The 26922-nt window shown below is 41.6% G+C and carries 16 protein-coding genes; 5 read left to right on the forward strand and 11 right to left on the reverse strand.

Going from position 1 to position 26922, the window contains the following annotated elements; translation table 11 throughout:
• The first annotated feature begins 253 nt into the window (after positions 1-253).
• Positions 254-769, forward strand: a complete 516-nt coding sequence (locus ABDW32_RS10110; protein WP_343561982.1) for a DUF2911 domain-containing protein — start codon at positions 254-256, stop codon at positions 767-769.
• A gap of 107 nt (positions 770-876) precedes the next feature.
• On the opposite strand, the gene ABDW32_RS10115 is transcribed toward ABDW32_RS10110, so the two are convergent.
• The 8 genes from ABDW32_RS10115 to ABDW32_RS10150 form a co-directional block, all read right to left on the reverse strand.
• On the reverse strand, positions 877-2790 hold the full coding sequence (locus tag ABDW32_RS10115) for a sodium:solute symporter family protein (protein ID WP_343561984.1): 1914 nt from the start codon (positions 2788-2790) through the stop codon (positions 877-879).
• Between the two features lie 42 nt (positions 2791-2832).
• Positions 2833-3738, reverse strand: a complete 906-nt coding sequence (locus ABDW32_RS10120; RefSeq protein ID WP_343561986.1) for an endonuclease/exonuclease/phosphatase family protein — start codon at positions 3736-3738, stop codon at positions 2833-2835.
• 153 nt (positions 3739-3891) lie between these two features.
• Positions 3892-5067: a glycosidase gene (locus ABDW32_RS10125; RefSeq protein WP_343561988.1), complete on the reverse strand. Its 1176-nt coding sequence runs from the start codon at positions 5065-5067 to the stop codon at positions 3892-3894.
• 62 nt (positions 5068-5129) lie between these two features.
• On the reverse strand, positions 5130-6950 hold the full coding sequence (locus tag ABDW32_RS10130; RefSeq protein WP_343561990.1) for an aryl-sulfate sulfotransferase: 1821 nt from the start codon (positions 6948-6950) through the stop codon (positions 5130-5132).
• A 255-nt stretch (positions 6951-7205) separates the two neighbouring features.
• Positions 7206-8828, reverse strand: coding sequence for a RagB/SusD family nutrient uptake outer membrane protein (locus tag ABDW32_RS10135; RefSeq protein ID WP_343561992.1), 1623 nt, complete (start codon positions 8826-8828; stop codon positions 7206-7208).
• 43 nt (positions 8829-8871) lie between these two features.
• Entirely contained in the window at positions 8872-11889 is a 3018-nt protein-coding gene (locus ABDW32_RS10140; RefSeq protein ID WP_343561994.1) for a TonB-dependent receptor, read from the reverse strand.
• Between the two features lie 489 nt (positions 11890-12378).
• A complete protein-coding gene (locus tag ABDW32_RS10145) occupies positions 12379-13248 on the reverse strand; it encodes an AraC family transcriptional regulator (RefSeq protein ID WP_343561996.1) in 870 nt (289 codons plus the stop codon).
• Between the two features lie 388 nt (positions 13249-13636).
• Positions 13637-16039 (reverse strand): prolyl oligopeptidase family serine peptidase, encoded by a 2403-nt coding sequence (locus ABDW32_RS10150; RefSeq protein WP_343561998.1) that lies wholly within the window; start codon positions 16037-16039, stop codon positions 13637-13639.
• Between the two features lie 357 nt (positions 16040-16396).
• Between ABDW32_RS10150 and ABDW32_RS10155 the strand changes: the two genes are divergently transcribed.
• The 4 genes from ABDW32_RS10155 to nrdF all read left to right on the forward strand — a co-directional run bounded on the left by ABDW32_RS10155 (position 16397) and on the right by nrdF (position 20260).
• Positions 16397-16630 carry a thioredoxin family protein gene (locus ABDW32_RS10155; protein ID WP_077437059.1) on the forward strand — a complete coding sequence of 78 codons (234 nt, stop codon included), beginning with the start codon at positions 16397-16399 and terminating at the stop codon, positions 16628-16630.
• Between the two features lie 35 nt (positions 16631-16665).
• Positions 16666-17073, forward strand: a complete 408-nt coding sequence (gene nrdI / locus ABDW32_RS10160) for a class Ib ribonucleoside-diphosphate reductase assembly flavoprotein NrdI (protein WP_077437060.1) — start codon at positions 16666-16668, stop codon at positions 17071-17073.
• 10 nt (positions 17074-17083) lie between these two features.
• A complete protein-coding gene (gene nrdE, locus ABDW32_RS10165) occupies positions 17084-19138 on the forward strand; it encodes a class 1b ribonucleoside-diphosphate reductase subunit alpha (protein WP_343562001.1) in 2055 nt (684 codons plus the stop codon).
• A 135-nt stretch (positions 19139-19273) separates the two neighbouring features.
• Positions 19274-20260, forward strand: a complete 987-nt coding sequence (gene nrdF, locus ABDW32_RS10170) for a class 1b ribonucleoside-diphosphate reductase subunit beta (protein WP_104383770.1) — start codon at positions 19274-19276, stop codon at positions 20258-20260.
• 207 nt (positions 20261-20467) lie between these two features.
• Here the strand turns inward: nrdF and ABDW32_RS10175 are convergent, their stop codons facing one another.
• The 3 genes from ABDW32_RS10175 to ABDW32_RS10185 all read right to left on the reverse strand — a co-directional run bounded on the left by ABDW32_RS10175 (position 20468) and on the right by ABDW32_RS10185 (position 26450).
• Positions 20468-21361, reverse strand: a complete 894-nt coding sequence (locus ABDW32_RS10175) for an alkaline phosphatase (RefSeq protein WP_343562004.1) — start codon at positions 21359-21361, stop codon at positions 20468-20470.
• Positions 21362-21743: 382 nt separating this feature from the next.
• Positions 21744-23375, reverse strand: coding sequence for a RagB/SusD family nutrient uptake outer membrane protein (locus ABDW32_RS10180; protein ID WP_343562007.1), 1632 nt, complete (start codon positions 23373-23375; stop codon positions 21744-21746).
• Positions 23376-23387: 12 nt separating this feature from the next.
• A complete protein-coding gene (locus ABDW32_RS10185) occupies positions 23388-26450 on the reverse strand; it encodes a SusC/RagA family TonB-linked outer membrane protein (RefSeq protein WP_343562009.1) in 3063 nt (1020 codons plus the stop codon).
• Positions 26451-26922 lie beyond the last annotated feature (472 nt).

Consider the following 26922-nt stretch of genomic DNA (forward strand, 5'->3'; position numbering starts at 1 on the left):
TAACAAACTTTATGGAGGCATTTTTATGTCGCAAAAGACGCAGCACCATTGCCAAAACTTTATAGCATCCTTTTTCCGAAAATTAGATTTTACTAGCTTAACAAAAACAGCATGGGATAAATAGACTCATTTGTCCCCATTCCAAAAATCAGTCTGCACAACTTGCGCGCATCAGATATAACTGTTAAAATTTATGCTATTTTCATGACATAAAAATCTTATATTTAAGTGTTTAATCAATACTACACGAAAAATGAGAGTACTAATTTTAACGATTCTGACCTTAATCGGCCAGCTTACCTTCGCACAGGAAGACAAAAGTAAACGTCCAAGCCCTCCGGCCAATACGAAAGTAACGACCACCGACGGTGTGACAATCGACATCAACTATAGCCGTCCTTCGCTGAAGGGCCGCAGGCTCGGCGTAGATATCGCCCCCATTGGAAAAGTCTGGCGTACGGGCGCCAATGAAGCCACCACGATCGAGTTTAATAAAGATGTACTTGTAGAGGGTAAAAAGCTAGCAGCAGGGAAATACGGTCTTTACAGCATTCCCGGAGAGCATGAGACAACCTTGATGTTCAGCAAAGTGTGGAACCAATGGGGAACGAAATATGACGCCAAAGACGATGCATTACGTGTTTCCGTTAGCAATAGTACCAGCAGCAATATGCAGGAGCAGTTCAAGATAAACGCGACCGAAGATGGGAATATTTCCCTGGAATGGGGAGAATATGCCATCCCTTTTAAAGTCAAAGCAAGCAACTAGCGGAGCTGCTCGGTACGTTGAATAACAATAGGCTATCCGTCGTAGTTCGACGAGTGGCCTATTGGTTATAACATGGCTTTTATAGGATCAAAAAACAGTTTGTAGGATTAGTTAATAGATGTCTTTTCAGTAACTGTCCTTTCTGTTTTATTCAGCCCATACTTGCGCATAAAGGCATTATACTCCTCCTCATCACGGTTCATTTTATCGTACCAATTCTTTTTAAGGATTAGCGTTGTAATACCCAATACAAGGATTGTTGTAAGTAAACCCTGTCCCTGTTTGATCACAATATACATCGGCACCAAGGTGAGACAACATTGCCATACGATACCCACCACCACATTAAAAATATCCCGTTTAAAATGATTATTCTTCTTGAGATCAGGATATTTTGCGAGCGCTTTTTGATGAATAGGCCCCCAAAATCCCCAAGGACGTACACGCACATAAAAATCGACTAACACCTCCTCCTCAGTAGCTCGGGATAGCCATGTACCAGCAAAGCAGCCCAACAGCGATAAAGCAAACAAAACAGGGAAGAAATACAGCGGCAGTGTATCCGGAAAAATTTGCGGCAAGAGGATCGCCCCAAATATCCCGGTCAACATTCCCCAGAAAAATCCAGTGCCGTTAAAACGCCACCAATGCCATTTCAACACATTTGCTGCGATATAACCACCATAAAGAGCGGAGACAATCCATTGCAAAACCGAATTTATATTCTGCACATACAAACCTATAACCGTGCTGCATACGACCACAGCAATCGATACAATATAACTTAGACGGATCTGCTTTTTGGGCGACGCGGACCGGTACATAAATTTCAACAGCACATCGTTTACCAAATAAGCCTGTGCGGCATTAACCGTTGACGCAAAAGAAGACATAAATGCCGCCAGTAGCCCCGCCAATAATAATCCGGTCAGCCCAACTTTGCCGAAGCGGTTGATTGCTTTGGGCAAGATAATCTCAAAATCCATCTGGTTGCCCATCTGTGCAAATTCATCCCTAAAAAACACAAGTGCTAACACTGTGAAGCCCATGATCATCAGATAACGCGGGATAAGTAGGATCACCGACACCGAACCACTCATCAAAGCCGCCTCCTTAGGAGATCTACAGGCCAATATTTTCTGCATATCATAGTTGGCCGCCGGCCCTGCCATGCTCATAAATATCCCTTTAAACAGCATCATCATGACAAATACGGTAAAAAGATTATACTGATCATTGGCGATCCGGTCCATAATGGAAGGAAGTAAAGTACTCCAGTCCAGATCTAATTGCCAACCAAAGAAGGGCGAATCCCAACCTTCCGGCGTATTGGCGGCCAATAGCTCAGGGCTAACCTGCTGCATGGCAATCACGGCAATGGCAACCCCCGAAATAATCATGATACCAAACTTGACCATATCCGCCCAGACAATACTGTGCATTCCTCCTAGCATGACGTAAAAAGTCGTAATTGCGGTAAAGAAAATACCGTACAATTGAGGCGCCATTGCCGGATCAATCGTCAACGGAATAAAGCGGGATACCTGCTCCCATGGAAAAAAGACCTCCATGAATTTCCCTATGCCAATAAAGCCATAACACAAAAATCCGAGTACCGCAACAATGGCATATAGAATGACAATGGTATAGGCCCCATCTGCTCCCCGACCATGACCAAACCGCGTACGGATCCACTCTGCTCCGGTCAGGACATTGGAACGCCGCAACCAGACGGATAAATAGACCATCAAAAAAATCTGATTGAAAACAGGCCATAGCCAGGGGATCCACATACTTTTTAAGCCATATACGAAAGCAAGATAGACCATCCACATGGTCCCCGAGATGTCGAACATACCCGATGCATCAGAAATACCGAGCATATAATAAGGCAGCGTTTTCCCGCCTAAAAAATAGGAATCGAGATTCTTGGCAGCTCTTTTTTTGAGGATCAAACCGATTACAATCATCGCTATGAGATAACTAACGATGATAACTATATCTATTACGGAAATTTCCATGAATATTCTTTTCGTGGTCATCCGCAATCTACAATTATATTTCTATTTCTCCAATTGATCAATGACGACCGACACTGGATAGTGATCGGATATCCCTTCAAGTGCTGCGCCATTATGGACTTCTACCGCTTGCACATGCGGCGCTAAAGTTTCAGACAACAAAATATAATCCAAACGTTCGGAAACAGCAGGCAGTCGGGCATCTCCCCATTTCCAATTATAAAGCGTGGCTGTAGGGAAGCTAGCTCGTTTGGATTCAGGAAACACAGCGCGCCCGATACAATCATCAAAACCCGCAGCCATAAAAGTGGATAATACACGATAATCAAAGCTACTGCCGTTCATATTACCGTATTGCGGATGCTCCCGATCCCATTTTCTCAAATTTGCCTTCAATACAGACTTCGGTTCCAACCAGCTGGCATCCAACGGAGAATAGGCATTCAGGTCTCCCATAATGATACAGCTGTCCAAACGGTTAGTCTTTATATATTGTATAATTTGTCTTGCCTCTCCCAAACGATATTGCCAGGAAAAGGGGCTTAAATGGGTCACAATAAGATCTAAGTTTTTGATCTTCACATGCAACATGCCATGCCAGAAGCTATCCACCTGCGCTTTGATCAACGTAATGGGATAACGTGAGGAAATACCGACAGGGTAACCTTTCTCTTTTAGTAAAACCGTATAGGAATGGCCATATGTTTTGGCCAATTGTGCGAGATCTGTTTGCTTAAAATCGACCAGTTCCTGCAATGCTACAATATCAGGCTGCTCTTTTCGAATCCAATGACTAAATTTATCTTTCCGTTCCTGCTGCTTCTCAAAACCATTCCAGATATTATAGGAAATCATTTTTAAGGTACCCGGAGCCTGAGCCCGCACCGAAAATGTCAGGCTCAAAAGACTGATTAAAACGAGAATTTTAACACAAACATTCCTTAACATAACATTGGTTTTGATTACACCTTTTTATTCATAATTTTTAGCGGGCTTCGCTCTTGGCCAAAGTGACCATATACCCTATTTTCAGTATCCATTTATGATCAGCTCCTACGGGCCGGATATCTACCTATATAATTTTTTCTTGATCTCATGCTACTAGGAGAGATGACCAACCTCGCCGCGGCTTTTATTATTTAAATAGTGCATATTATTATCAATTAGATTAACCACTTTACGCAGTGATTCTGCTGAACGGAGTCCATCCGCAGGCGTATTTAAGCAATAATCCAGTAATTTCGCTGCAGAAGAAACTGCAACATGTGTGCGCGTATCGCTAGAAGCATAATAAATGTACACGGTTCCATCCGGATCCATGATCCAACCATTGGAAAAAAGCACATTGGATACATCGCCCACCCTTTCCTCTCCTTCCGGAGCCATGAGATAGCCCGCAGGTTCCGCGATTAATTCACTTGGATCCTCGAGGCTCGTGAGATAAAGATATAGTACATAGCGTAAACCCGCTGCAGTACCCCTGACTCCATGTGCAAGATGCAACCAACCTTTTTCCGTCTTTAGCGGCGCCGGCCCCTCGCCATTTTTAAGTTCTTTGATCGTATGATAAAAACGTCTATTAATGATCTTTTCCTCATGGACTATAGCCTTGGTGATATCATCCACCAAAGTCCATCCGATTCCGCCACCACTTTTTGCCAAAATAAAATCGTCCTGTGGGCGTGTATAGAATGCATATTTGCCCTGCACAAATTCAGGATGCAGTACCACATTCCGTTGTTGGCTACTGGCCTTTAAATTAGGTAGCCGTTCCCAATGGATCAGATCTTTTGACCGAATGATCCCCGCAGAAGCAACCGCACTGGAAAGATCCCCGGGTGCAGCATCTGAGGCACGGCGTTCACTACAAAAAATCCCATAAACCCAGCCATCTTCATGTTGCGTAAGCCGAAGATCGTAGACATTGGTTTCATCAGCTTCCGAATCTGGAAGTAAGACAGGATGATCCCAAAAACGAAATTGGTCAATACCATTGTCGCTTTCGGCAATTGCAAAAAAAGACTTCCGGTCTACCCCCTCCACACGAACGAATAGCAGATACTTTCCTTTCCAATACAAGGCTCCGGCATTCATCGTCGAATTGAAGGAAATCCGTTCCAAAAAATGAGGATTTGTCAAAGGGTTGAAATCGTAGCGCCAAGTCAACGGAATATGTTCTTTAGTAACGACAGGATTAAAATAACGCGTGACTATCTTACCGGCACTGGATAATCCAACATTTGTTTTTTCGATTAATAGACGCTGTGTTTCGATCATGTAAGCTCGCTGGCATTCAAAGGATTCGGACATAAAATTACGTAAGTTCAAAAAATAGTTTATTATAAATTCGTTGGATAGAGTGGCATACGCGTCACCCGGTGAAAAGCAGTGCCGCTACTGGTTGCTATTTCGAGTTCGAACAACACTTCTTTAGTCTTCGGATTGATCTCCATCACCCGGCCCCCGGTTCCTATGCTCGTTTTCACTCCCATACCGGGGAAAAATAGCACATTCCCCGTCTGCGACAGGTATTGAACTCCTGATAAAGCCTGAGAAAATGCACTTGCCCCCCTTTCCTTTCCATAGGACCAAAGCTGTTGGACTGTTTTTTTAGTCCTATCAATTTTATATTCTACAACACGGCTATAATTATTTGCACCTGATCCAAAATTGGGGATCCAGCTTCGATTATAACCATTATCGAAGACCAGGATACGATCTTCGGAAAGCGCTACTGGCGTATGCGGTCCCCAAGGCCAATCAAATCCTGCGCTGCTTGCATCACCATTGATGATAGCCGGATCAGTAATCGCTGTACCATCTTCGGCTATGGGTTTCAACAACAACGACTGGTAACTGGCACCCCAGAATTTATGCGGTGAAATCATCCATTGGGCTTGGCCAGCGCGGTTAAAACGTACAATTCCCTGATAACGTAAAGTCGCCAAAAGGTCATCACCTATTTCGGCAATGGAGTTGTTGTGTGCCCAGTTATTTGCTGTCTGAGAAAATGCAGGCGGTGTAATACCATCAGGTTTTACGTAACGGGCAGTATCCAGCTGTTTAGCCAGATCCCATTCATTGACCAAGGTCCCTGTCTGGGGATTCAGTTCAATGATAAAGTCATTGACCCGCGGCTCACCGTTCAACAGTCGCGCCGCTGTTTTTGTGACCGTTATTAAAAAATTGCCGTTAGCGGCCTCCGTGATTTCATGATGAAATCCGAATCCCAGTTTAGCGAGATCCCATTCGCGCTTCAGATTACCGAACATATCAATTTCTACTACCCTTTGCTGTGCCTGGTCGCCGGCGATAAACGTGCCACTTTTTGTACGCTTAAGGCCAATGGAATAAGAGAGACGTTTCAAATCAGGCGATGATTTCAACTGTAGAAGCCAGCGCAATTCACCATCTTGGTCGATCATATAAGGAAGTGAAACATCCGCTTCGCTTTGCCCGGGATAATGGACCAGATTGACTCCAGGCTCCATTTTACCGGCTTGGGCTTTTACTATTTTCCACCTTGGAAAGTCCTGTACACTCAGTGCTTCAGTCTGGATATGTAGGGTCGTTTTTCCTCTTTCGTTGCCTTCTCGGTCGGTAAAAATCAGGTCGACTAAGTTATCATAGTCGGCATATAGACCCAATATGGGAACACGCTGACGTTGTGTTTCACTTGTACAAAGATGTGTGATGGCCCCCTGTCCACCATGTTTACCATGTACTACTACCTTGACACGACCATATGTTGGTAATCCGACATCCACAGATGCCGCCAAGGGATTGTATCCAGAGGGATTAAGTTTGATCTGCTCAACAATATAATCAAGGGATGTGCCTTTCGTCGGGACTGCCAGTGTGGAACCATCACTAAATGTAAGATCAGTTCGCCAGCGGGCTAGTTCAGCGTCTATTTTTGAAATGCTCTGCAGCGGAACATTTACACTTCCTTTTTCAAAATTGAAGATATACTCATCCGCTTTCTTTGTGACTTCTAGCAGCAATTCGCCCCCCTCGACCTTTGCATTCAAGGATTGTTTGGCCGGCAATTCTACTGGCGTTTCCCGATCTTTCTCACAAGAAACAAACATCAACACCAAGAATACAGCAGATAAGACTAAATCTGCAAAATTTCTCCCTATTCTTCTCGTCGCTATCATACATTTATTACGTTAAAATGGAGCTTTTCTCTTATTCCTGCAGTCGGAATTCCGCTGCTGAATAAAATTTAGGTTTTGGTATGCAGTACTGTACTATCCCATTACTGCTGTTTGGGTCTATCAATTATCAATATGAATACGTATTGCCTTGCTCAAGTGGAAATATAACTGAATTCTGCTTTTAGAATTTCTTATCAAGTAAATAGGAAAGCTTACAGCTTGTATTTGTAATCAAAGCTGTAAGCTATTCCTGATTTATCTCCACAGCGGATGCTGCTGAATTTTTGTATTTGTATTTATCTCGCTCTCTGGCAAAGGCAAATAATAATGTTTTGGTTGAAACTCTGCGGCACCCTGTTTTTTGTTATCTACAAAGATCTTTTTCATATCGGCATAGGCATACCAACGTTTTAGATCGAAAAAGCGATGTCCCTCAAAGAAAAATTCCAATTCATTTTGCCTGATTACCTCTTTCATCAGTTCATCTGCATTGGCCCAAGTTTTATTTGCCAAACCTGCGCGATCGCGAACGCGTTTTAAACTAGCGGCAGCTCCAGCAGTATTTCCATTTCGAGCACAGGCCTCTGCATGCAACAACAATACCTCAGCAAAACGCAGCAAACGAAAGTTATTGTTTGTATTTGCAGCATCATACATGCTGTTACCCCCAGATACATTTCTAAAGAAATTGGTATATTTCTTAATCAGGAAACGTCCTTCCTTATTATCAATCTTCGGATATACCAAGCCGGGATTTGCTGAAATCTTTGCCATGGATTCCGACCACAACTTATCAAAAGAAAGATTTCCGAACCAGGCTCCATCCGTAAGACCGGTTTCATAATCCGAATATTTCCAGTAGAAACTGGTGTACATCCGCTTATCAAAGCGTGTGTCTGATCCCTTCGGGCGCTCTTCTGCTATAAAATCGCGAACTACAGAAATACCAGGCACCAATTTAAACCAGGCTCCCGTGCCAGCAGGTCCTGCAAAATTGGGGATAATAAAGCCCTGACGGCTATTCGGGTTTTCTGATCCCCAGATACCATCTGAACCATATTTACCGTCGTATACCAACTCCCAAACCGATTCCTTATTGAGCTTTGTGTTATCTTTGAAATTATCTTCAAAATTTTCAACTAGATCATAGTTATATGGAGCAGTTAATAGTGCTTTCAACTCCGTTTCGGCTTCTCCATATTGTTTGGTATAAACCAATGCCTTTCCTAAAAAGGCAATCGCTGCCCCCTTCGTTACTCGACCTGCTTCTGCTGCGGGACGGGTCACCGGCAAGTTTTCCTTGGCAGCCTTAAAATCTAGAATCACTTGCTTCCATACGTCCGCCTCAGGGCTTGCTGGCTTGTTTTCAGGGTCAACATCTGCCGGAACGAGTAATAGCGGTACATTCCCATAGTTGGAGGCAAGCAAAAAGTAATAAACACCACGCAAGAAAGTAGCTTCTGAAATCAACTGTTTTCTCTTCGTTTCATCCATCGCAACTTTACCAATATTATACAAAAGCACATTGGCCCGGTTAATTCCATTGTACAAACTTCCGAAATCGCTTCCTCCAGTTCCTGGAGAATTTAGAAATGTTGCGTATTCCCAAGTAAACCTTTCCTCCCCGGCCAGAAACCAAACATCATCCGCACGATTCATCGTCTGCCACCCTGTATAGGCCCCATAATATCCTTCCATCTGTCCGCGGATAGGGGAATAAACTGTCGCCATAGCCGCCTGTACTTCGCTTTCATTCGACCAAAAAATCTCTGCTACTGGCTTATTGGGATTAATATGATTGAGAAAATCTTTACTACAGCTTCCCATTAATAAAAGAACCGCAGCGGCCGCTGTATATTTTTTAATTGAAATCTTCATTTTTGTCATTTTAAATTTTAATCGTAAAACTTCTGGCAATCCATTAGAAATTAGCCTGCAAACCAAACATTACTGTTCGTGCCAGCGGGTACCGACCATGGTCTGTACCGGCCGTCATTACCCCAGTTTGACCGACACCATTATCATTGTTGCTCGGCCCCAGATCAGGACTATATCCTTTGTATTTCGTTACGGTAAACAGATTATCAGCTGCTAGATAAATACGCGCATTTTTTAAGGTCACCTTTTCCAACCAAGCATTTGGCAACGTATACCCCAGTTCTATCGTTTTCAAACGGAAGAACGCCCCACTTTCCAACCAGCGGTCACTTACCCTACGAACGTTGCCATTGGGATCCTCGCGCGTATACCGTGGAATATCGGTATTCGTATTCGTTGGGCTCCACGAATTCAAAAGACTGGTCGAGTAGTTATGCACCTCACTTGTGCTCTCTATCCTTGCACGTGTATAATTATAGATCTTATTACCATACATGCCGTCAAAGAAGAAAGCAAAATCAACACCTTTATAATCCAGACCACCTCGAATACCGTAAGCTAACGAAGGATAAGGACTACCCATGTATTGACGATCATTGTTGTCGATCTTTCCATCGCCATTGTAGTCGATAAACTTAATATCTCCAGCTTTGGCGGTGGGTTGGATCACTGTGCCGTTACCCGATTTATAGGCTTGTACCTCCGCATCTGACTGGAACAATCCTTCGGTTTGGATCAACCAGAAGCCTCCGATTGGGTAGCCGACTTTAGCCCAGCTGATTACACCTTCCCCCTGTGGATTATAACCTTCAAATTCTTGTTTATTTCCAACCGTAATAGCTTTCATTTTATTTTTAACGGCAGAAGCATTGACTCCGATATTATAATTTACTTCCCCGATTGCGTCACGGTAGCTCGCGAGAAACTCAAATCCTTTGTTACTGATCGTACCAGCATTCATCACCGGTGATCCTGATTTTCCAGCAGAAGGAGGTTGGTTAATTGATAAAAGGATATTTTTCGTATTTCGGACATAATAATCTGCACTGACTCTTAGCTTGTTTTGCAGAAAAGCCAGATCAATACCGACATTGCTCGTCTCAGTTTCTTCCCAAGTTAGATTAGATGGCGAAACCCAGCTCGTTCCAGGGATTGCTCCCTGCCACCATACTCCACCTTGGATATAGTTGATCCCATATCGTGTAACATTTTGCGTTGTGTAGTTAGCAATCTCCTGATTCCCCAAACGGCCATAAGTTGCACGAATCTTAAATTCATTGACTGTATTTTTTGCCTTTGCAAAGAAGCCTTCATTCATTACGTTCCATCCTAACGCTACCGATGGAAAAACGCCATATTGGTGTCCATTATCAAACTTAGAAGATCCGTCTCGACGAACTGTTGCCGTAAATAGATAACGATTATCATAAGTATACATCACACGCCCAAATTGCGATATCATGGATGCTTCCTGCAAACTTCCTGAAGTCGATTGCTCTGCCGGCGATGCCGCATCGATTGCATCTGTTCCAGTTGGAATATCAAGTCTCTTGGCGCCAAATCCTCTGTTCGAATTTTCCTGCGCTGAATATCCAGCTAAAACAGATAGTGTATGTTTGTCAAATGTACGATCATAGTGCAAAGTGTTTTCAATCAACCACTGGTTATTGAAGAAAGCACTCTCATTCAACGATGACTGTAAGACGGCAGTACCATCGGGACGTCGGTCAGCTTTATTATAATTCCTTCCAGTGGTCCGATTAATACCGACGTTTAATCGGTATTTCAACCCTTTAACAAAAAGATCTGCTTCTGCATATCCATTCAGCATTATATCCGTCTGATAGATATGATTCGTATACAGATTTAAATTACCGACAGGATTATCCAGGTTTTTCATCCAAGGAGCATATGTGGAATATCCGCCAACTACATTCGCATCATAAACCGGCAACAATGGATTTTGACGCAAAATATCTGTAATCACTAAGTTGGCATATTGGCGGTCACCCGATTTAACTAAGAAGGTATTTCCAACACGAAGATGATCATTGAAAAAGTTAAATGTATTTTTGCTGCGTACATTGAAAGATTCATAACCCGTTGTTTTCAGAATACCTTTTTGATTCAAATATCCTCCCGAAATACTATAAGTAGATCGCTCTCCCCCGCCCGCAATATCCAAATTGACCTTATTCACTGGTGCTGTCTGAAAAACCTCATCCTGCCAATCGGTATTTGCATTAAAGTCTTTCGCCTGCGCAGGCAGATAGCCTTTTTCATCCACAAATTTTTTCCATTGTGGCCCATCCATTAAACTCATTTTTTTGGGAAGACTCTGCACGCCTGTATAAGCATTTAAACTCAAGGTTGCTGCTGTTCCTCTCTTGCCACCTTTTGTCGTAATAATCACCACACCATTGGCAGCACGTGAACCATAAATTGCAGCAGCAGATGCATCTTTTAGTACTTCCAGCGAAGCAATATCGTTGGGATCTACCGTATTAATATCACCAAATACGCCGTCAATGACATACAATGGGTTAGTGCTTCCCATAGAGCCTATACCCCGTATATTAATGTTCATTCCTGCGCCAGGAGATCCACCCGCATTTGAAACACTCACACCGGCAACCCGGCCTTGCAATGCCCCGGCAGCGCTCTTTGCTAAATTAGACTGCAAATCTTTACCTGTTACAGATGCAACAGCGCCTGTCAGATCACTTTTTTTCACCGTACCATATCCGATAACAACAACTTCATCCAAGTCGGTTCCCGATTGAAGCACAATACTATAGGTCGATGCATCATTAACAAGAATCTCCTGTTCCTTCATCCCTACGTAAGTAATTTTTAAGGTTTTTCCTTTCTCAACATCAAGCGTAAACGAACCATCCGCATCGGTTTTTGTTCCTCCGGTACCGCCTTTGATGTTTACGGTGGCTCCTGCCACTGGCTTATTATCAGCATCAAGGACTTTGCCCCTTACTTTTTGGGATTGTTGCGCCCAAGCAAATGTGCCATAAGCCGAAAGTAAAAGCAGTAAAGCTGTTTTTCTCATATTTTGTGTATTTAAGGTTTACAATAAATAGATAGATTGTATATAATATGTCTATACTTAATTGGGTATACTATTATTGGTCTATAGGACGAAATTAGAGAAAAGGGAAAGTCAGGAATAGCAAGATCAGGTCATTTGTATTGCACTTTTACTTCATATTTCGGGTAAACGTGCCTCAACAAAAACAAACGCAAACGATTGCGCAATCTAAAAAAGAAAAGATAATCATGAAAATATACAAGGATACAGAAACAACATTAAAAAGCTGAAAAACAAAATTTTACAAAAACAACAACAGTAATTCATTGAACTCTGAACTCATATTTATTGAATTATTCCACAGCTTTAGGCAATCCCATGCACTCTTTTGTCAGACCGCACCATCCCCATCCATCAAATGGTCAATAGCTGTTTGTCCGATGCGATCGTACTTATGTGTAAAAGAATGTACTCAGGATCGAGCCTAAGGGCAGGGGGCGATTAAGGTCGCTAAATAATCATCTGTTGCTTCCGCAGGCTATTTCTGTATTCAATGGGCGTTATCCCTTTCTTCTTCTTGAATACGCGATAGAAATAGGAAACACTATTAAAACCACATTGTTCAACAATATCAGCGATGGGAGTCTCCTCTTTTAGCAGCCTGACGGCCATATTGATCCGGAAATCAAGCAAGTAATCCGTAAAATTCAGTGTTGTCGTTGATTTTAAAAAGCGGGAGAAAGTCGATTTGCTCATGTTCATAATCGCGGCCACCATAGGTAGACTTAATTCTTTGTTGATATTCGCAACGACATATTCCTGTAAACGCCCCATCAGCAGCTCACTATTGCTCAAGATCGAATTTGTCGCTGTAGAAAGTACACGGATATCCTCCCCTTTTGACAATTCATAAAGCAGGACGAGGAGCTTCATAACCGAATAAAACCCATCGCGCTCCAATGTCAATATGCGAAGCAAAGGAAGCACACGGTCTACCGTATCTTTTCCGAATACCACACCCCGCGATGCCTTTGACAAAAGCTGTTGTATACTGGCAAATTGCTTTTTATCCAGATATTGGTCAATAAGGGAGGGATGAAACTGTATCGTGATTTCATGGATATCATTGGACTGGCATTCACCATCTTTCCAGGCATGTTCAAGCTCTGGGCTTGCGATGAGTACCAGATCCTGCTCACCGATCGTTTCTATAGAATTACCAATAATACGCTGTGCTCCGGAAGCCCCTTCGACATAATTGAGCTCATATTCAGGATGGATATGTACGGGAAAAGTGAAAGAAGACTTCCGTCTATCAAAAACCACAAAGCAATCATCAGAGGACAACGGTGACTTTTCGCGAAATATATCAGGTCTCATAATCAGATTTTTTCTCCCTTTGGTAAATTACCCAAACTTAACTAAAATTACACGCATAATCAATCCCCCTACTCATCGATAGACATTCCAACACAATAACAATTGGCTAATTTAAGCTGCTGTCCCTGCCCCTCCATACGGATCATCCTACTCCCCCTCAATTATAAATGCATTATACTCCAGTTAAAGAGCCAAAAAATACCGACAAAACTTTATTTTGCCAATAGCGATCAGCAAAAAAATAGGCTGCTTTTTAGGCAGCCTATTTTTTCCGGAAAGTGTCCATGAACTTACAGTACTGGCTTATTAAGCAGAAGAACTTTAAAGCAATTGCCCTTGACAGTTGCCCTTTGCTAAAGCACCCAAGCCTATTATTTGAGTACGATAATTAGTTCTTCAAGTATTTTTCGAGGAACTGATCCTGTTCCCATAGCAGGTGAAAGATATTTTCCTTGGCAACATAACCATGAGCTTCACGTGGTAAAATGACCATACGCACAGGTGCCCCTAAGTTCTTTAAAGCTTGAAAATAACGTTCTGTCTGTAGGGTAAAAGTTCCGGGATTATTGTCTGCCCCCCCGTGTACAAGTAACAATGGTGTCTTCATCCGATCTGCACTGACAAATGGAGACATGGTCATATACAGTTTTGGATCATCCCAAAAATTCCGTTGCTCACTTTGAAAACCAAATGGCGTCAAGGTGCGGTTGTAAGCTCCTGAACGCGCGATTCCGGCAGCAAAAAGCTTTGAATTGGAAAGCAGATGCGCAGTCATAAAAGCGCCATAGGAATGTCCACCTACAGCAACCTTTTTACGGTCAATATAGCCTAGTTTATCCACAGCATTGATTGCTGCTTCGGCATTGGCGACCAACTGTTCAATAAAGTTATCATTCGGCTCCTTCTTTCCTTCACCTACGATCGGGAAGGCAGCATTATCCAGTACCGCATATCCTTTTGATACCCAATAAATAAATGAGCCGTAACTTGGAAAGGTAAATTCTTTTGGATTCGCCGTACTTTGTCCAGCAGTATTTTTGTCTTTATATTCCCTCGGATAAGCCCACATCAACAAGGGTAATTTTTCTTTTTTTGTCATATCATAGCCTGCGGGTAGATATAGCGTGCCCGAAAGTTCGACTCCATCCTTACGTTTATAGTTCAGGATTTCTTTATGAACTTTCTCAAGTGATTTGAACGGATTCTCTAATGCAGTCAAGGCAACCTGTTTACCAGACTTCATGTTTTTCAGGTAATAATTTGGATACACCGACGCCGATTGAAGTGAGACCAGCAATTCGCCCGTCTTGGGATTTATAATCTCACCGATCCGCTCCTGCAGTTCAGATGCGGCTGCGGTATACAGCCGTTTTTTCTTTAGCGTTTGCAGGTCTAATTCATCGACAAAAGGGAATTCCCCTACTTTGGTAAAGCCTTTGCCTACAAAAAGCACTTTGTCTTTATCGATATACATGCTGTAGTTTCCGAGTGCATTTTTGTGCTGATACACTGTCCCCGGATCATTATAGATATCCTGACTGTTCCGATCATGCAACAACTTAGACTCACCTGTAGAAGGATTGACAACAAAAGTCTTCGCATTGCGCGTGTCGTACCATTGTGAATATACCAGCGCGTATTTGTCGTTACCCCATACTATCCCAGCATACCGATCCTTCGTTTTGAAGATCAATTTTCCATTACCCGTATACGGGTAATCCAAGGTATAGAGCGCATCACGAAATTCCGCTGGTTTGTTGGCATCACCATCGTCCAGGGCTTCCACATAAGCTAACGTGGCCGGCTGATCGTCCCGCCAATGTAAAGATCGTTTACCGGGACGTGTAGAAGAAAAACCTTTTGGCATAACCTCGGTTAAAGGCACCTCGTTAACCAGGGCGACCTCTTTGCCGGCTAGATCATAAATTCGGGTCTGTTGTGGAAAACGTGAAGCCGGGACCACATACGAATAAGGCTTTGTAATGGTTGTTATCATCACATAGGCCCCATTTGGCGAAAAAGATACCCCTGTATAGATCGCCTTATCTTTGAAATTGGAAATCGTACCTTCCAGATCCACAAACTGTAGATTGGATTGCACCAGTGTTTCAAAATTCTGTTCGTCCTGTGGATTTTTCAACAGATCCTGATAGGTCCTTAACTGGGATACTTTTCCATCACTTGTTGATACAACCGGCCCGGTAGGCAGGTCTCTTGACGGATCCAATAAGGCTTTTTTCTCTTTTGGTAGGGCCAAGATCAGTAAGCGCTTTGAATTACCCAACCATTGAAAAGGGACATCCAACGTCGCATTTAAATTGTAAGTGGTTAACTGCTTTACTGTCTTTGTTGCCAAATCCAGCACAAACAAAGCCGTTCCCATATCATTTGTATTGGTAAATGCCAACAGACTATTGTCGGGGGAGAATGCAAAATTGGACAAAGCCGGCTTTTGAGGCATTCCTACGAAGTCTGTTTCTTCGGTCTGCTGTCCTATTTTTTTCAAACCGATCTTGTTGTAAAAAACGGTCGAACTTTCCATATTGGTCCTTGGATTGATCCTTAATCCCGCCAATTTCATTTCTTCCTGCCCCAGTTCCTCCAAGTTCTTATAAGTCGAACGATAGGTGAATAACATCCACTTGTTATCGCTGGAAATCTTAATCTGGGGCGGGCGGACAAAATCAGCCAGGGCCAAAATTTCGGAACTCGGTTTTTGGAACGTGATATTCTCCTGTGCCTGCGTCTTCAACGACAATAACAACAAGAGAGCATAGCATAGCTTCTTCATAAATTTATTTTGCAAATTAGGGCATTAAAAGGTAATAAATTTATGAAAAAAAACCAAGTTTTGTAGCCGTTTTATGACAGTAAAATTAAACTTAGATTATTTCGTAAAAAACAGGTAAAATTTGTTTATTTAAAGTTATCCACATTCATACAATATTATGTATCAACAACTTAACAGCGTTAACTAGCAGTAAACGCATCCTATGACAAACTTTTGCCCAAAATGTGGAAAAGTCAAACTAGCGCTTGGCAAGAAAATATATGATATTTGTTAAGCTAATGAAAGAATTGGCAATTCAACGAAGTAACGACCTTTCTTTTTCTATGAAGATCGGATTAAAAAAATAAACATACGAACATGGCAAGAATTATCAAATTTGAGAAAAATGATTGTGCTCCTTGTGCACAAGTATCGGCTTATTTGGATCAAAAAGGTATCCAATATGAAACGGTTAATCCTTTTGATGAACCTGACTTGGCCGCAAAATTCAAAATCCGTACGGTACCAACAGTGATCGTATTGGAAGATGAAGAAATTCAACACCGTATCATTGGCTTTAAACCAGAAGAATTGGCTGCCATTGCACTTTAATAAATCGAGGGTATCATTAAAACAAACACAGCAATATGATACACATTTATTACGATTCCAGAACGGGTAATGTGCAGCGTTTTATGGATAAAGTCGCACAGATCACTGGCTGGCAGATCCATAAAATCAGCGCTGACCTTCAGGTAAATCAGCCTGGCCATTTGGTCACATTTACCACAAATTTTGGACAGGTGCCCGAAAACACAAAAGAATTCATGAAACGAGAAGCTAAAAATATTTATTCCGTAACCTCAAGTGGCAACCGCAACTGGGGACCAAATTTCGGTTTGGCTGCTGATCGTATTTCACAGGATTTCGACATTCCACTGGCGTTCAAATTTGAACTGTCCGGAACAATGGAAGACATAAACCAATTTATTGACATCTTAAAGAACTTTTGCGATGGTAGCAAACGAAGTAGCAAAAAACTGGATATTGCTTAATAATGAAATCATGATTAAGCATGATGACGAGTTCAGCTTACATAAAGATAAAGAAGCTGTTCGCGCATATTTCCTGGAATATGTAAATAAGAACACCGTGTTCTTTTATACATTGAAAGAAAAAATAGACTATTTGGTAGAGAACAACTATTATATTGATTTTTATCAATGGTTTACATTTGAAGAAATGGAAGAGGTATTCAATTATGTGTATGCTAAAAAATTCCGTTTCGAATCCTTTATGGCGGCCTTTAAATTTTTCCAGAGCTATGCACTTCGCGATGATTCCGGCGAGAAATTCTTAGAGCGTTATGAAGACCGCGTTGTTGCGGTATCCCTTTTCTTAGCACGCGAAGAAGGCGTAAAAAAAGCAATAGAATATGCGGAAATCATGATCAACCAAGAATACCAACCTGCGACACCAACATTTTTGAATGCTGGTAAAAAACGTTCCGGAGAATTGGTATCCTGTTTCTTGGATGAAATTGGTGATAACCTGAACGGCATCGGTTATGCGGTTGATTCAGCGATGAAATTATCCTCTATCGGTGGCGGCGTTTCATTCAATATTTCCAAAATCCGCGCTCGTGGCGAAGCCATTAAAGGTGTTGAAGGCCGTGCTGGTGGTGTGCTTCCGATCATGAAAATCATGGAAGATACCTTTTCTTATGCGAACCAATTGGGACAACGTCCCGGTGCCGGAGCAGTATACTTAAATATCTTCCACTCGGATATTGAAGAGTTCCTTGATTGTAAAAAAATCAACGTGGACGAAAAAGTACGTATCAAATCCCTTTCAATCGGTATCATCGTTCCGGACAAGTTCATGGAACTGGCAGAGAAAGATGAGCCTTGCTATCTGATCTACCCACATACGGTGATGCAAGAGTATGGACAGTTCCTGGATGAGATGGATATGGACAAGATGTACGATGAGTTGATCACCAATCCTAATGTCAAAAAGAAAAAAATCAACGCACGTCACCTGTTGGTTAAGATCGCACAGACACAAAAAGAATCAGGATACCCTTATATCTTCTTCAAAGAAAATACCAATCGTGTACATGCTTTGAATGAAATCGGTCAGGTAAAATTCTCTAACCTATGTACTGAGATCATGCAGGTATCACAAGTATCCGATATCGAGATCTATGGCAAACAAGATACAATCCGTTACGGTATATCCTGTAACCTTGGTTCGTTAAATATCGCTACGGTGATGGACAACAAACGCATCAAAGAAACGGTAAAAACAGCAATGCGTGCGTTAACTGTGGTCACTGATGTAACCAATATTGATATGGTACCATCGATTGCAAAAGCCAACCGTGAATTGCACTCTGTGGGACTTGGTGCAATGAACCTACATGGCTACCTTGCAAAAAGCTTTATCATGTACGAATCTAATGAGGCCTTGGATTTTGCCAATACCTTCTTCATGATGATGAACTACTATTCGTTGGAAGCATCTATGGAAATTGCCAAAGAACGTGGTAAAACATTTGTTGGATTTGAAAAATCAGCTTACGCAGATGGCACTTATTTCAATAGCTATGTCAACCGTGATTATCTTCCAAAAACAGCGAAAGTCCAAGAATTATTCGAAGGCATACATATTCCAACTGTTGAAGATTGGTTAGAATTAAAAGCAAAAATCAAAGAACACGGTATCTACCATGCCTACCGTTTGGCGATTGCTCCAAATCAATCGACTTCCTATATCATGAACGCGACTGCATCAGTAATGCCAATCGTGGATATTATTGAAGTACGTGAATATGGCGATAGTACAACTTACTACCCAATGCCATATTTGACAAACGATAACTATTTCTATTTCAAATCGGCCTATGACATGGATCAGTTCAAAGTATTGAAATTGATTTCGGTTATTCAACGTCATATCGATCAGGGGGTATCTACAATCTTGCATACCAACTCGAAAGATTCCACAAGAGATTTGTCTAGATATTATATCTATGCGCATAAATTGGGATTAAAATCCCTTTATTACACACGGACAAGGAAATCGACCATCGACGAATGTGTCTCTTGTTCAGCCTAATCGTAAGATTTTAGAATTTATTTGGATATATAATGTGAATAGGTCAAAAGTTGCCAAGTTATCGGCAACTTTTGGCTTAATCAAACATCAGAAGTTCAAATACATGAAATAAATGCCTAATACTTTAAAATAACAATGAGTAAAACATATAAAGCTGTCAATTGGAATACCCCCGAGAACGATTATGTATTGATGTTCTGGGAGCAAAACATTCGTCAATTCTGGATTGACACCGAATACATTCCATCAAAAGATATCGATAGTTGGAAACGTATCAGCCCAGAAATGAAAGATGCCTATAAAAAAGCATTAGGCGGTTTGACCCTGTTAGATACCTTGCAGAGTCATACGGGTATGCCAAAAATCATCGACCACATAGATACATTACAAAATAAAGCCGTATTGTCCTATATGTGTATGATGGAAGCCATTCACGCAAAATCCTATTCCACTATTTTCACAACGGTTTCAACGACAGCTGAAATCAATGATATCTTTGAATGGGTTCAACAAAACAAATACCTACAATACAAAGCACAAATGATCGACGGTTATTACCGCGCCATCGACAAAGAAGACGCTTCTGACGAGGAGATCTACATGGCTATGGCTGCTTCCGTATTGTTGGAATCCTTCCTGTTCTATTCCGGATTCTTCCTCCCATTGTGGTTGTGTGGTCAGGGTGAAATGGTTGCTTCTGCCGATATCATCAAGAAAATCATCGCTGATGAATCCATTCACGGTGTATTCGTAGGATTGATGGCACAGGATCAATTCAAAAAATTAAAAAATCAGGATCAGGTAAAAGCACGTTTCTTGGCTTTACTTTATAACTTGTATGAAAACGAGTTGAAATATACCGAGGAGATCTACACTGAAGTAGGTTTGACTGCAGAGGTGAAAGAATATGTTCGTTACAATGCCAACAAAGCATTAATGAACTTAGGTTTTGATCCGATCTTTGAAGTAAAACAAGTCAACCCAATAGTATTGAATGGCTTGAATACAGAGACGACACAACACGACTTTTTCTCCAAAAAATCAACAAACTACGAAAAAGCGACAGAGATTGTCCATCTAAAAGATGATGACTTTAAAATGGATGTTGTTGTTGATATATAATGAATGTCAATAAGCCACAAAAATCCCCAAGAGCTAAAGCTTCTGGGGATTTTTTATTTCTGAATCGTCTGTTTTTCATCGATACGTATTTTTTCACCAAGTCAATGAGCTTGCAAAGTTCGGTTTACCGATCAGAAAGCGATTTGAATTGATTTTCATAGCTCTTTAGTGCTTGTGAAAACATAAAGGTTTTCATGGTCATCTATATTATTGCTGAAAAGCCTTAATTGCCTGCCCGCGCCAAGCCGCATCAAGTGGGGCTCCAAGCAACCAGGTCAAAGTCGGAGCAATATCATAAATCATTACCGTTCCTTTGATCTCTTTTCCCTTTGGCACACCCGGTCCAGTCATCAGCCAAGGAATCTCCACTTCTGCTAAGGATTTGCCACCATGACCTTTACCCGTCCCACCATGATCCGCAGCGACAACAAAGATCGTTTCATCAGCAATGCCCGCATCCTTAACCGCTTGTTGTAACGTTCCGATCCTCCGGTCAACATTTTTTAGTTCGGCATAGTATTCTGGCGTATTGTGGCCAATATTATGACCGACACCATCAGGTTGATCGAAATGCACAAAAGTAACTGTAGGTTTCTCCTTTTTGATGATATCTACAGTTGTATTCAATGCGGCTTCATCATCATCCTGGGTATTAATGATTTTCTGAACCACCTTATTATCTATCAAATATCCTATTCCAGGCCAGCTATGTACCACTGCAAATTGGGCTTTAGGATTTTTCTGAGCGACCGCATTAAACAAAGAAGGAAACATGCCATTTTCGGTTTTAGCCGTTGACGGAATTTCAGGAGTCTTACTATCCCATTCCGTATAGCCATGTGTTGTAGGCCCGGCCCCCATCAGCATGGAAGCCCAGTTCACTGCGCTCGAAGAAGGCAAAACAGTACGCACATGTGTGCTATAAGTTCCGTCCTGCATCATCCTTTTGAGATTTGGCATTTCGGCTTTAGGTAATGCATAAGCACCGAAACCATCGAATCCCACTAAAACGACATGTTTGATTTTTTTGCTTTGTGCCATCGCACCATAGGTAGATAGACCTATCAAAAGAAATGGCAATAATAAATTCCTAATTTTCATCTGTATAAATTTTTATAAGTGTTGGTATCATCGGTATACATGAGTTCGGTTCATTCCGTTCATGCTGCCTTCGGCGGTTTCAATTGTGATGAAACTATCAGATTCATTCCTAATTTATTATTTAATGATATGCATGAACTCGGTTTGAATAAATCATGATGAATTCATAATTATTGAACTTTCAAAGACTTGATACATCAAAAATAAAAACTTTATTCTATCTATTATGTTAAGTAAACATTATTTAATATACCTAACCAACATGTTACATAAGAATCCAAGGTCCTAAAAAAACCGCTAGAGGAAAATTTCTAGCGGCTTTCTTAGGGACATAACAGCCAATACCAGGCTGATATCCATCATTTATTATTCTACTTGAATACTAATAGCCCGGATTCTGTTTTAAATTCGGATTGATCGACAATTGATTCGAAGGGATTGGAAAAAGTTCCTTATTCGGATCATTGGAAGGTTTATGGTCCCACCAGCTTGCCGTGGTATACTTACCAAAACGTATTAAATCCGTTCTTCTTTTACCTTCAAAAATAAATTCCCGTCCACGTTCTGCAAGCAGCTCATCTAAAGTCAAGGTAGCTGTTGTATATTTATTCGCCGGCCAATCAGCATCTTTAAACGCTCTTTTTCGCGAGGCATTAATTAAGTCAACCGCTTCTTGTGGAGCTACACCGCCATTTTTTCGGATAAGTGCTTCTGCTTTATCAAAATAGATTTCGGTCAGGCGGTAAATAATATAGTCATTCTCCCAGTAGTTTGGATCTTCCAGCGTGCCTGACTTATATTTATTAAAACGTGCGCCAGAATTTTCTTCTCCCTTTGTCATTCCTCCTTCAGAAGTTTTATCCCCCTCGCTTTCCCGGCGAATGGAGTTGACAAATACTAAAGGTTTTCCGTTGTATTCTTCCGTTCCTAAGACCGGGGTGGTCGTCCCATACCTATACTGTGGACCAAATAAAAACCACTCCTTCTTTCTGAGGTCATTTTCGGCATAAGCATTAAAAGCACTTGGAATTACGACAAATGCATTCCAACCGCCGTAGCCAACTTTCAAGACCTCTTTCATATAGTCATACCCCATATAAAAGCCCCCCCAGTCGAAGGTCAAACCGGCTTTACGGCTATATTGAAATTGGAAGAGAGATTCCGGGTTTGCACTGTTATTATTGCTATAAAGCGAGATTAAATCACTAGAAAGAGCTGGTACGCCTCCTACTCCACCTGCTTCACCAGACATAATTTTATCACAGGCTTGAATACATTGGTCATACATTTTCTTGCCGCTCCATTTCTCCGCATTTAAATAAAGCTCGGCTAACATGGCATAACCCGCAGCCATCGATATTTCGCCTACATTTTCTTTAGCCGTTTTTGGCAATTTAGGAACATTTTGTTCGAGCTCGGATTGGATAAAAGCGAAAACCTCAGCCCGAGGTTTCGTCTCCGGGTTCAATGGTTTGTCAACGATTTCAGTTGAAATAGGAACATTCCCCCACAGATCCATAATCCTGATGTAATGAAAAGCTCGCATCACTTTAAGCTGTGTGATAACAATATCTTTCTCAGCTTGGGTCATACCAACCTTCGTTATATCTGTTGCCTCTATATCATGAATTGCGTTGTTCACAAATCCCAAGCCTGTCCACATACCTTCCCAGGCACTTCTGGTTCGGCTTTCTGTACTTGTCCAGGTGTGGTAATGTTGACGGATATGGTCACCGCTATCGTAACCATGCCTCCCTTTTTGTGGCCAGGCAACCTGATCAGCACTCAGTTCCGAATGATAATAATAGCCACTACCACCCGTTGGCGCAAGCCAGGATTGCATATGTGTAAATGGACGTAATGCCGCCTGCATCACTTCTCTTTTGTCTTTGTAGAAATCCTCCTTGGGTATTGAGCTGTAGACATTTTCATCCAGTTTTGTACAGGATTGCAACCCATTTACGCAAACCGCTGCCATCAAGACAGGAAATATATAATGATTGATCTTTTTCATCTGTATAATTTTTTAAAATCCAACATTTAAACCTATTGTCCATGACCTTGTCCTTGGATAGAATCCACGGCTGTCGATACCGGCATCAAAACCGGTGTCCTTAAGTTCAGGATCCAATCCCGAATATTTGGTTATCGTAGCAATGTTTCTTCCGGTCATATAGACATACAGATTTCTGATATAGTCAGTCTTCAATTTGAAGTTATATCCCAAAGTGATATTGTCGAGTTTAACGAAACTGCCATTTTCCAAATAATAATCTGAATACTGCGGATCATCTTTAATATTGGCATGTTTGGTAAACGCACTTTCGAATACATTGTTCGGAAGCCACTTTTGATTACCAAAAAACATGTCGGCAGTATTGAGGATATCATATTTGAATTTCCCCCTGAAAAATACCGTTAGGTCAAAACCTTTATAAGCAAAACGGTTTCCCAATGACGCTTGAAATTTAGGCACACCATTACCAATATAGGTGAGATCATCATTAGTCATATCAGCGGCTGTACCCTTACTGCCATCAGCTTTATAAAACAGCCATTTGCCCTCATCTGTAAACCCGGCAAAACGTTTACCATAGAAAGAGCCGATTTCTCCCCCCTCTTCCAAACGGATTGCATTTCCAAGGTTTCCGGGGGAGGGCAAGCCGCCATATTCCAGGTAATCACTTTTAAATACATCGCTTGACATCTTAACCAATTTATTCTTTTGATAATTCCCCGTGAAATCTACGGTCCATTTAAAATCCTCTTTTTGTATCGGAACACCCGTAAGCTGCAATTCTACACCTTTGTTGGACACCTCACCGACATTATACCATATCTTGGATTGGGTATAAGAAGGTTGTTGGGCTTGATATTCATACAGCAGATCTTTTGTTTTTCGATTATACAGGTCAATGGCTCCCGTGAGTCGGTTATTCCACAACCCAAAATCAACTCCAAAATTGACTTCCGCTTTTTGCTCCCATCTTAAATCAGGATTATAGTTGGAGTTCGGCCCATAGGTCTCGTAGTATGATCCGAATATCGGATAGGCACCACCTCCGCCCAGCAGGTATAGCGATTTATAGTTCGGGAAGCCTTGATTGCCCGTCACCCCATACCCCAAGCGTACCTTCAGATTATTAATGACTTCCTTATTGGAAAAAAAGTCCTCATTGGTCACTGTCCAACCCGCTGAAATTGCCGGAAAATTTCCCCACTTATGGTTCTTGCCAAACCTTGATGATCCTTCACGTCGCAGAATAGCGCTCACAAAATATTTGTCCGCATAATTATAGTTTACCCGACCAAAAAATGCAATCAGCTTGTTATCTTCTTTAAACGATCCCATAGACGGTCGTGGAAGTTTATCATTTTTTAGCGCCGTTCCAGATCCCATATCCCAATCCTCAGTTGCATTTGTCGTGAATCCATTATTTGCCATTTCGAAACGCTCATAGCCTGTATATTGAAAACTGTACCCCAGTAGCCCGGTAATTGTATGTTTTTCATTAAAGGTCTGATTGTAATCCATGGTTGTTTCAAACGTTTTTGACCAGTTCAATTCATTACGTTTCCAAGCATAGCCCATACCTTGGTATTCGGAATCCTGACGCTGATCCCAATCTAAGCTTGAACGGAACTGCCTGTCATTCCAATTGTCCCTGACATAGGATCCAAAAGCAGAGATGCTCAAAGGATCAATGATTTTTAATTTTAAACGGGCGTCTCCAGAAAAAGTCTGCTGATTACGTTCATCCACCCGATTCGCTAAGCGGCCCAATGGATTGAAATTATTATAGCCCTGGGTCTGATAGAAACTTCCATCCGCATTGTACAAGGGTGCCGTTGGATTGCGCTGTACAGCTTGTTCAAAATCCGGCACGCTTTCACTATTAGCATCTTTTTTTCCACCGAGCAGGTTTGCTTTGTTAAAATTTGCCGCTATATTTCCGCTGAAGGTCAGGCGGTCTTTCAGTCCTGTCTGCGAAAAATTAATGCGCCCGCCGAATTGCTGCCTTCCATTTTCTTTCGCAATACCTTCTGCATTCTCATAGTTAATAGACGCGCGATAATTAGATTTATCTCCACCACCGCTAGCAACGAAATTATGAAAATTAGAAAAGTTCTTTTTGTTGATCAATTCATTATAGAGGTCTGTTGAAGCCCCCAGGTCCAGATCCGGTTTGTTCTGCCCCTTAACGACATAGTCGCGAAATTCCTGTGCACTGAGCATGGGCGGCCTTCTTGCGACCGATTCATGCTGCCCATAGGTATAATACTCAAAACGAGGTTCGCCAGACTTGCCTTTCTTCGTTGTCACCAAGATAACGCCGCCGTTACCCCGAGTACCATAAATTGCAGCAGCAGAACCGTCTTTCAAAACATCAATGGATTCTATATCCCCTTGTTTTACCAGATCTAGGTTTCCGCCTGGAATACCATCGATGACCACCAAAGGAACGTTACCACCTTTGATTGAAGCCATTCCGCGCAACTGAATGCTAGTTCCCGAATTTGGATTACTTCCCTGTGTCCTCGTCACATTTAGACCTGCTACTTTACCCTGCACCAAATCCATTGGATTACGCATACCACCTTGGTTGAAATCTTTTTCTTTTACCGATGCGACTGCCGAAGTGACTTCACTTTTTTTCTGTGTGCCATATCCGACAACAATCACTTCTTCCAGTTGATCCTCCGCTGCAGTCAACTGAATAGTCAACGGTCCGTTACCAGCTACTTTGATTTCATTGGAACGGTAACCGATAGAAGAAAAAACCAGAATGTCTCCGGCCTTTGCCTGAATAGCAAAAGTACCCTGTCCATCCGAAGTGGTTCCTTTATCTGAACCTTTGACACTTACTGAGACACCGGCAATTGCGGTACCTGTCTTTGCATCTTGTACCTTTCCTTTAATCAGCTCCTGGACATGAATTCCACTACTGGGGTAACTTTTCTCCAGTACATTACCAGGCACAACAGCAGCATCTGCCTGCTGTATAGTCCCTGCAATAACAGCCAGCGAAAAAAACAACCTCGTGTTCTTCGGTAGCTGTGCAATTGTTTTAAAATCAATCTTGCTCATATAACTAGTGATTTGGGTTTATAAAACGTTTTAGCTATTTGGTAACCAAAACGCTATTGTTGATATTAGTTTATTAAACTGATTGGAGAACATGACATGGTGCTGAACTTACTGAGCAATATGTTCTCAATTTAAATTCAAAAAAAAACGAAAAAAATAGACCTCAGTGTGAACAACCACGTACAAAAGCATAAAAAATAAAGCAAAATCGGTTTTGCTATTTAAATAAAAAAAACGAAATATAGATTTTGCTTAAGCTATGCAATGCTGATTTTACTCCTTTTTGGTTATTGTTTTTTAGTTTAAGTGTTTGATTGTAGACTCAAGATAATGTTTTAATTTTAAAAGAGAAAGGATTTTTTGTAAAAATAGAGGATCAGCATGCGTAATAGCTCCTTTATCCAGCTTTAGTCTATGTATGTGACTATGTTCAGTTAGCGCAAAATTGCTGGGCATATAGCTGCTATGGAGG

The sequence above is a fragment of the Sphingobacterium sp. genome, assembly GCF_039596235.1.
Classification (GTDB): Bacteria; Bacteroidota; Bacteroidia; order Sphingobacteriales; family Sphingobacteriaceae; genus Sphingobacterium.

What these genes read in the sequence shown, in the direction of transcription:
- ABDW32_RS10110 (WP_343561982.1), top strand. Translation starts at nt 254, where the DNA reads ATGAGAGTACTAATTTTAACGATTCTGACCTTAATCGGCCAGCTTACC.
- ABDW32_RS10115 (WP_343561984.1), bottom strand. Translation starts at nt 2,790, where the DNA reads ATGGAAATTTCCGTAATAGATATAGTTATCATCGTTAGTTATCTCATA.
- ABDW32_RS10120 (WP_343561986.1), bottom strand. Translation starts at nt 3,738, where the DNA reads ATGTTAAGGAATGTTTGTGTTAAAATTCTCGTTTTAATCAGTCTTTTG.
- ABDW32_RS10125 (WP_343561988.1), bottom strand. Translation starts at nt 5,067, where the DNA reads ATGATCGAAACACAGCGTCTATTAATCGAAAAAACAAATGTTGGATTA.
- ABDW32_RS10130 (WP_343561990.1), bottom strand. Translation starts at nt 6,950, where the DNA reads ATGATAGCGACGAGAAGAATAGGGAGAAATTTTGCAGATTTAGTCTTA.
- ABDW32_RS10135 (WP_343561992.1), bottom strand. Translation starts at nt 8,828, where the DNA reads ATGAAGATTTCAATTAAAAAATATACAGCGGCCGCTGCGGTTCTTTTA.
- ABDW32_RS10140 (WP_343561994.1), bottom strand. Translation starts at nt 11,889, where the DNA reads ATGAGAAAAACAGCTTTACTGCTTTTACTTTCGGCTTATGGCACATTT.
- ABDW32_RS10145 (WP_343561996.1), bottom strand. Translation starts at nt 13,248, where the DNA reads ATGAGACCTGATATATTTCGCGAAAAGTCACCGTTGTCCTCTGATGAT.
- ABDW32_RS10150 (WP_343561998.1), bottom strand. Translation starts at nt 16,039, where the DNA reads ATGAAGAAGCTATGCTATGCTCTCTTGTTGTTATTGTCGTTGAAGACG.
- ABDW32_RS10155 (WP_077437059.1), top strand. Translation starts at nt 16,397, where the DNA reads ATGGCAAGAATTATCAAATTTGAGAAAAATGATTGTGCTCCTTGTGCA.
- nrdI (WP_077437060.1), top strand. Translation starts at nt 16,666, where the DNA reads ATGATACACATTTATTACGATTCCAGAACGGGTAATGTGCAGCGTTTT.
- nrdE (WP_343562001.1), top strand. Translation starts at nt 17,084, where the DNA reads ATGATTAAGCATGATGACGAGTTCAGCTTACATAAAGATAAAGAAGCT.
- nrdF (WP_104383770.1), top strand. Translation starts at nt 19,274, where the DNA reads ATGAGTAAAACATATAAAGCTGTCAATTGGAATACCCCCGAGAACGAT.
- ABDW32_RS10175 (WP_343562004.1), bottom strand. Translation starts at nt 21,361, where the DNA reads ATGAAAATTAGGAATTTATTATTGCCATTTCTTTTGATAGGTCTATCT.
- ABDW32_RS10180 (WP_343562007.1), bottom strand. Translation starts at nt 23,375, where the DNA reads ATGAAAAAGATCAATCATTATATATTTCCTGTCTTGATGGCAGCGGTT.
- ABDW32_RS10185 (WP_343562009.1), bottom strand. Translation starts at nt 26,450, where the DNA reads ATGAGCAAGATTGATTTTAAAACAATTGCACAGCTACCGAAGAACACG.